At 68.8% G+C, this 7,443-nt stretch carries 7 protein-coding genes; all 7 read right to left on the bottom strand.

The features are described 5' to 3' along the window. Nucleotides 1-482, bottom strand: a 482-nt coding sequence (locus HYV93_10595; GenBank protein MBI2526422.1) for an ABC transporter permease, incomplete at its 3' end; no start/stop codon positions are given. Next, a complete protein-coding gene (locus tag HYV93_10590; GenBank protein ID MBI2526421.1) occupies nt 479-1,363 on the bottom strand; it encodes an ABC transporter permease in 885 nt (294 codons plus the stop codon). The genes HYV93_10590 and HYV93_10595, both read right to left, overlap by 4 nt. Nucleotides 1,364-1,384: 21 nt before the next feature. Continuing rightward, complete coding sequence (locus HYV93_10585) at nt 1,385-2,461, bottom strand: ABC transporter substrate-binding protein (GenBank protein MBI2526420.1); 1,077 nt, start codon at nt 2,459-2,461, stop codon at nt 1,385-1,387. A 28-nt stretch (nt 2,462-2,489) separates the two neighbouring features. Next, nucleotides 2,490-2,807, bottom strand: coding sequence for a hypothetical protein (locus HYV93_10580; GenBank protein MBI2526419.1), 318 nt, complete (start codon nt 2,805-2,807; stop codon nt 2,490-2,492). A gap of 108 nt (nt 2,808-2,915) precedes the next feature. Continuing rightward, nucleotides 2,916-4,124, bottom strand: a complete 1,209-nt coding sequence (locus tag HYV93_10575; GenBank protein ID MBI2526418.1) for an acyl-CoA dehydrogenase family protein — start codon at nt 4,122-4,124, stop codon at nt 2,916-2,918. A gap of 58 nt (nt 4,125-4,182) precedes the next feature. Beyond that, on the bottom strand, nt 4,183-5,742 hold the full coding sequence (locus HYV93_10570) for an acyl-CoA carboxylase subunit beta (protein MBI2526417.1): 1,560 nt from the start codon (nt 5,740-5,742) through the stop codon (nt 4,183-4,185). Nucleotides 5,743-5,871: 129 nt separating this feature from the next. After that, nucleotides 5,872-7,428, bottom strand: a complete 1,557-nt coding sequence (locus HYV93_10565) for an ABC transporter substrate-binding protein (protein ID MBI2526416.1) — start codon at nt 7,426-7,428, stop codon at nt 5,872-5,874. Nucleotides 7,429-7,443 lie beyond the last annotated feature (15 nt).

Below are 7,443 nucleotides of genomic sequence, written 5' to 3'. Positions count from 1 at the left end.
GGGTCGAGGCCGACGATGTTGGCGGAGAGCGTTCGCACGACGTACGGCAGCGTGATGAGGACGTGGCCGAGCGTCAGCGTGGTGATCGAGGCCGCCAGGCCGAGGGCGGCGAAGAACTGGAGCAGGGCGATCCCGATCACCAACTGGGGGACGATGAGGGGCGACAGCAGCAAGGTCGCCACGAGGTCGCGGCCGGGGAAGCGGTAGCGGACCAGCGCGTACGCCGCGGGCGTGCCCAGCACGACGGAGCCCACGGTGGCGAGGACGGCCACGATCAGGCTGTTCCAGGCGGCGTCGAGGAACTGGGCGCTGGCGAGCACTTCGCGGTACCAGCGAAGCGACAGCTCCTGGGGCGGGAAGCGCAGCAGCGCGTGGTGCTCGAACGAGACGCCCACGACGACCCCGAGGGGCGCCAGGACGAAGACGAGGAAGGCGACCACGTAGGCGTGGAGGAACAGCCGCCCCAGCCGGCCCTCGGTCACCACGGCCGCACCCCGAAGAAGCGGTACACCAGCGCCAGGAGCAGGAAGGTCGTGGCGACCAGCACCGTGGCGAGCGCGGCGCCGAACGGCAGGTTGCCGGCCACGAGCACCTGCTGGTACAGCATCGTCGCCATCAGCTTCGTCTGGATGGAGCCGAGCATGGCCGGCAGCACGAACGCCGCGATCGCGTGCGAGTAGACGAGGAGGGCGCCGGCCATGATGCCGGGCACGCTGAGCGGCAGCACGACGAAGCGGAAGACGCCCCACCGCGTGGCGCCGAGGTTCAGGGCCGCCTCCTCCAGCGCCGGCTCGACCCCGCGGAGCACGCTGGCGATCGGCAGGATCATGAACGGCGACAGGATGTGCACCAGCCCGATGAGGACGGCAGGGTCGGTGTAGAGGAACTGCTGGCGCTCGGCGAACACGCCCACCGCCACCAGGGCCTGGTTGACGACCCCTTCGCGGGCGAGCAGCACCATCCACCCGAAGCCGCGGATGACGACGCTCACGAACAGCGGCGCCACCACGAGGGCCGCGCAGAGGGCGGCCAGCCGGGACTTCGAGCGCGCCATGAAGTAGGCGACGGGGTAGCCGAGGACGAGGCAGGCGAGGGTGACGAGGCCCGCCACGCGGAGGGTGTGCAGCGTGACCTGGAGGTAGAGGGAGCCGCGCGCGATCGCCAGGTAGTTCTCGAGCGTGAAGCTGTAGACGATTCCGCGCAGCGGGTCGAAGCGCGCGAAGCTCAGCAGGAACAGCGCCGTCGACGGCACCACGAGCAGGACGATCACGACGACCGCCGCGGGCCCGATGGCCACCACCCACGGCAGCGAACCGGCCATCCGGGGCCGGGCGGCCTGGAGACGCTCCGCGACGACGCTCACCGCTGGATCAGCAGCGCCGCGCTACGACGCGATCTCCTTGTTCCAGCGCTCGATCCACCGGCCGATGTTGGCGGCCAGGAACTCCTCATTCGAGACGACCACGTCGGCGGCCTTCGGGATGCGCTCCCCGAGCTTGCCGCTGTACCGCACCTTGGCGTTCACCGAACCGTAGAACATGGCCTCGCAGAACGCCTTCTGCGCCTCGGCGCCGAGCGCGTAGTCGACGAGCTTGTAGGCCCACTCCTCGTTGCCGCCCTTCACGACGCCGATGACCGGTGCGCCCGTCGCCACCCCTTCCTTCGGGTGGATCCAGTTGACCTTGCCGCCCGACTCGTCGTGCGCGACGAACGTCCGGCCGTCCCAGCCCGGCCCGATCGTCCCCTCCTTGCTCAGGAGGAGCGTGACCGGATCGTTGAGCGAGGTGATGTACTTCACCACGTAGGGCTTGAGCTTCTTGACCGCCTCGAAGGCCACGTCGATCTTGGTCGGATCGCCGGCCAGCACACGGGCGATCATGGTCATCACCTCGGGCCCGCGCACCGCGCTCGGCAGGTTGTTGAAGAACACCCGCTTGCCGAACTCCCCCGCGGCCGCCCGATCGAGGAACTCCCTCCAGGAGGTGGGTGGGGTCTTGATGGCCTCGGTGTTGTACGCGATCCCGATCGAGCTGTAATCGAAGTAGGAGGCGTGCCCCTTCCACTGCTCCTTGAACTTGCTGTGCACATCCTTGATGCTCGGCACCCTGTCCTCGGACAGCGGCTGGAGGTAGCCGTCGCGGACCAGCCCGACGAAATCCGTCCCGAATCCCAGGAAGACGTCGAAGGGCGGGTTGCTCCGGTTGGCGCGGAGCTGGACGGCGTGCGCCGCCATGTTCCCGGAGACCTGAACCACCTGGGCCCCGGTCTTCACCTGGAAGGGCTCGATGATCTTGGTCTGCCACATCTTCTGGAACGCCCCGCCACTCTGGGACATGACGACCTTCTTGCTGGCCGCCGAGATCCGGCGAGGCCCCAGCGACACGGCGAGGGCGGCGCCGGCGCCTCCCCGGAGGAAGGCCCGGCGCGAGACGGGCGGCGTGAGGGGTTTGCGTCTGCTCATGGTCGGCTCCCTTCGAGCGGGGCGCGGTTCAGGGACGCTGGGCGAACGCCTCGTAGTGCAGGTGCGGCGCCCCGCCGCTGTACTCCTCGGTGTAGAACGTCGTCACCGTCCTGGCCGCGCCCCGGTAGAGATCCGTTGCTTCGAGCGCCTCGCAATTGTCGTGGCTGTCCCACCCGCTCACGTAGATGACCTCCCCCTCGTGCCCCTTCTCGATGCAGCTGGCCACGTAGATGAAGCGGCAGCCCGGGAACGAGCGGATGGCGGGCGCGAGCGTGCTATTGATGAAGTCCTCGTATTCCTTCTTCTTCTCCCTCGGCACGGCGGCGTGGACGATGCGCAGGACCATTCGACCTCTCCTTGTGTGGGCCGACCTCGCTACCGGCTCCGGAGGCGACGCTAGCACACACCGTTCAGCCGCCGCAAGAGCCCGGCGGCGCCGGGCACGCCACAACGGCTACCCCGCTGGCGTCGCTCCGCTGGCAGGGACCGCCCCCCGAGCGCCCTCAACCGGCTCGCGGCGGAGTCCCAGAGCGTACTCGGCGATCAGCGCCCGCTGGAGGTCGTTCACCCCTTCCACGATCTGGAGAACCTTGGCGTCCCGGAAATGGCGGCCGACGGCATGCTCGTCCGACACCCCATAGGCCCCATGGATCTGGACGGCGTCAGAGGCTGCCCGAAGCGCGACCTCCGTCGTGTAGAGTTTCGCGATCGCTGCTTCCCGGCGGGCGCGCCTGACACCGCGGTCGCGAAGCCACGCCAGCCGGTACGTCAGGAATCGGCCCGCCTCGATGCCGACCACCATGTCCGTGATCTTCGCCTGGACGAGCTGGTACTCCATGATGGGTCGCCCGAACGTCACGCGCTGCTGGGCGTAGGCGACCGACTCATCGAGGCACGCCTGGGCGAGCCCGACCGCGCGGGCCGCCACCGAGAGTCGCCCATTCTCCACCGCCGTGAGGGCGACCTTCAGGCCTTCGCCCTCACGACCCACCAGGTTCGTCCTGGGCACGCGGCAGTCTTCGAAGATCAGTTCTCCGACAGGCGACGGCCGGAAGCCGAGCTTGTTGGTGATCGTACGGGTGCGGAACCCCGGGGCGCCCCGGTCGACGATGAACGCGCAGATCCCCTTGGACCCCTTGCTCCGATCGAGCTGGGCGAAGGTGAGGAACCACGACGCCACGCCGACGCCAGAGATCCAGATCTTGGAGCCGTTCAGCACGTATTCGTCGCCCTTTCGCACCGCGGTCGTCTCCATCGCCGCCACGTCGGAGCCCGAATGGGGCTCGGTCACGCCGGTGCCCCCGAAGGCATCACCGGACGCCAGCGGGACCAGGTACTTCTGCTTCTGCTCCTCCGTGCCGTACCGGAGGATCGCCGAGCCGACCAGCCCGGAGGCGCGGGCCATCGCCGAGGCGACATGGATGCAGACCCGCGCCATCTCCTCGAGCCCCACGGCAAAGGTGACGTGGTCGAGCCCGGCCCCTCCGTATGCCTCCGGGATGACGCCACCCAGGAGCCCCAGCGCGGCGGCCTTCTTGATGATCTCCACGGGATACCGCTCCTCTCGGTCGTACTCCGCTACGTGTGGCGCCACCTCTTGCCGGGCGAAGTCCCGGACCAGCGCCTCGTATCGCACCTGTTCTTCAGTCAGTTCGAAGTTGATCATGAGCCTCCTCGATGTACGGCGCGCCGTCGCCGGCTGGGGAATCCCGTGCCCGCCGTCAGGGCCAGATGGGGTGCTTGAAGCCGAGCTGCCGGCGGCGCTTGCGCTCGACCATGGCCAGGCCGCGGATCAGAACTCGGCGTGTGTCACGCGGGTCGATGACATCGTCCAGGAGGAATCGCTCAGCCGCCGCCGCGGGCGCCGAGGCGCCGTGGAAGTGGGTCTCCAGCTCGGCGCGCAGCGACCGGGCGTCCGGGGAGCGCTCCAGTTCGCGACGGTAGATGGTGTTGACAGCCGCCTCGGGCCCCATGAGCGCGATGGATGCGCTCGGCCAGGCGAAGAGCAGGTCGGCCCCCGCCGGCTTGCCGCACATGGCCAGATAGGCGAGCCCGTAGCTCTTGCGCAGGATGACGGTGAGCTTGGGAACGGTGGCGCGGGCCACCGCCAGCAGCGCGGCGACCGCGTAGCGGACCGTCCCCTCGCGCTCGACCTTGGTGCCGACGAGGAACCCGGGGACGTCCTGCAGGAACACGAGGGGAAGGTGGAAGGCGTCACAGAGCTCGACGAAGCGCCGCAGCTTGTAGGCCGCTCGCCAGTCGAGAATGCCGGCGAGCTCCATCGGCTGGTTGGCCACGACGCCGACCGGCTGGCCCCCGAGCCGCGCAAGCGCCGTGATGAGATTTCGGCCGAAGCCCCCACGCAGGGGGAAGACGACGCCATCATCCACGATGGCGCGAATCACGCGGAGACTGTCATAGGCGCGCCGAAGGTTCTCGGGGACGATCCCGAGCAGTTCGTCAGTGGCCCGGTCGCTGGAATCGGGGGTCGGCCGCGTCGGTGGGAGCTCGTGGCAGCTCTGGGGAAAGAAGGAGAGGTAGTCACGGACTGCGGCCACGGCCTCGGGCTCCGTCTCCGCGAGGTAGTCGATCTGCCCGGTCTCGCGGAAATGCATCTCGGCACTGCCGAGCTCCTCGGACGTGACCTGCTCGCCCATGCCGCCTCGGACCACCGGCGGCCCCGACATCCCCATGAAGCTCGTTCCCCGCACCATGGCGACGAAGTCGGAGCTGGCGGCGTGGAAGGCCGGACCGCCGAAGCAGTGCCCGAGGAGGGCGACGGCCTGGGGGATCACGCCCGAGAAGGTGTGCTGTTCGACCAGGCTCGAGCCAATCCCAGCGAAGGTCGAGCTCATCGTGTCCTGGATCCGGCTCGCCGAGCCCTCGAGGAGGCCGACGTACGGGGTGCCGGAGGCCAGGGCGAGCTGCTTCATGCGGAGGAACTTGCGCGCGCCCGCCTCTCCGCGCGCCCCGCCCTTGAGCGTCCCGTCGTCGGCCGCAACGAAGACCGGCCGGCCGGCGATGGCCCCCTGCCCGACGACGATGCCGTCCGCGGGCAATTCCTCAGGTGGCATCCCCGGCGACTCCATACGGCCCTTGGCGAGGAGCCCAACCTCCATGAAGCTGCCGGGGTCGAGCAGCTTCTCGAGACGCTCGCGGGCGGTGAGCTTGCCGCGCTCGTGCGTGCGCGCGATCGCCTCCGGCCCGCCCATCTCGGCGGCGCGGGCCTTCTCCGCGGCCAGAGACTTGAGCAAGTCTCGCCACGAGCGTGCCTGGGTCACCGTGCCCTCCGAAGACGCGCGTGCTCGATGCTGACGCCGACGGGCGCGAGGCCACCGGGCGGCGCCATGACGCGCCGCCCGCCCGGTGGCCTCTCTCGGTCGCTCCGCGGCTCTGTGCCCACGGGAGTCCTACTTCGCGAGTCGTAGAAGGTGGAGATTCAGGTGATAGCCGCTGCCGAGGCCGGGTCTCCACTCCTTGACCCTCGGCCCGACCGCGAAGAGGGCGCCGCACCAGAACAGGGGGACCGTCTCGAGCCGCTCGGCTTCGAGCTTCGCCCACTGCTGGAGGATTGCGCGGCGCTTCTCGAGATTGATCTCTGTCAGCTGCCGCTTGAACGCCTCGTCGTAGGCCGGCTCCTTGATCTCGTTCGAGAAGGTTCCCCAGGAGACCAGCCAGCTGTCCATGAGCGCCCCGCCGTCGTCAGGCGCCGTCGATGGGGCGTAAGAGATACCCTCCAGGGTGTGGCTCCTCCAGGCGGACAGCAGCGCGCCGGTCTCGAGTGGCTGGCGGTTCACCCGGAACCCCACCGCCTCCAGGTTGCCCGCGATCGCCTCCAGCACCTGCGGCGTGTTGGGGAGGGACTGGAAGGAACCCGTGTGCATGACGAAGTTGATCGGGTGCCCGTCCTTGATTCCCGCCTCGGTGAGGAGCGCCTTTGCCCTGGCCGGATCGTAGGGGATAGGCTTGATGGAGGACTCGTAACCGAAGGTGGCAGGGGTGAACGGCTGTGAGGCGACCTGGCAGGTGCCGCTGAGGATCGCCTGGGCAATGCCGTCGCGGTCAATGGCGTGGGCCACGGCGAGGCGCACCCGGCGGTCCTTGAGCTCGGGGTTCGAGCGGCGATTGAACGTGAGAAACGTCGTGCCGGCGTACGGCGTCTGAGTGATACGCAGGGTCGCGTTGCGACGGACTTCCTTGAGGAGTGGCCCCGTCAGGCCCGAGATCACGTCCGCCTCGCCGCGAGCCAGCATCGCGTAGCGCGCCATGCCCTCCGCCACGAGCCGCTGCGTCACGAACCTGACCTCGGAGACCTGCCCCCAGTAGCGCGGGTTTGCCTCGAACTTCGTCCACTCCCCGGCCTTGAGGTCCGCGAGCATGAAGGGGCCGGTCCCCACAGGCTTCTGCTGGAATCCCTTGGCCCCGACCTGCTGATAGTACTTCTTCGGCACGATCGCCTGCAGCCCGTACCGCGCCGTCGTGAAGAAGGCGCCCCACGGCTTCTTCAGGTGGAACCGAACGCTGTAGGGGTTCAGCACCTCCACCCGGGCGAGTGCCTCCTGGAAGCCCTTCCGGTAGGCGTGGGTGCTGTCTGGCGAGAGGAGCTGCTCGAAGGTGAACTTCACATCCTCGGCGGTGAACGGGTCCCCGTTGTGGAACGTGACGCCGCGCCGAAGCGCGAACTCGATCGCCAGGCCGTCGTTGCTGACCTTGTACCCGGTCGCCAGCGCCGGGTACTTGTCGTCGGGGCCGAGGTTGAAGAGCCCGTCGAAGAGGAAGTTGAAGTTCATCACGTTCGTGAGCGCGACCATCTCAACGGGATTGAACCGCTGGTCGAGGACGGCCATCGCGACGCCGATCTCTCCCTGAGGCGCCCCGCTCGCGACGGCGACCTCGCCGGTCAGAACAGCCGAGAAGACAACCGCCATCACGCCCAGGAGCGCGACCCGAACTCCGAGTGTCCTCATGAAATGTCCCCCCCG

The sequence above is a fragment of the Candidatus Rokuibacteriota bacterium genome, from assembly GCA_016188005.1.
GTDB lineage: Bacteria > Methylomirabilota > Methylomirabilia > Rokubacteriales > CSP1-6 > UBA12499.
The sequence above is the reverse complement of the archived record's forward strand: the minus strand, read 5'-3'. Positions and strand labels throughout refer to the sequence as shown.

Bases quoted from the DNA above. Each gene is read 5' to 3' on its own strand.
- HYV93_10585 (MBI2526420.1), bottom strand. From the start codon at position 2,461: ATGAGCAGACGCAAACCCCTCACGCCGCCCGTCTCGCGCCGGGCCTTC.
- HYV93_10580 (MBI2526419.1), bottom strand. From the start codon at position 2,807: ATGGTCCTGCGCATCGTCCACGCCGCCGTGCCGAGGGAGAAGAAGAAG.
- HYV93_10565 (MBI2526416.1), bottom strand. From the start codon at position 7,428: ATGAGGACACTCGGAGTTCGGGTCGCGCTCCTGGGCGTGATGGCGGTT.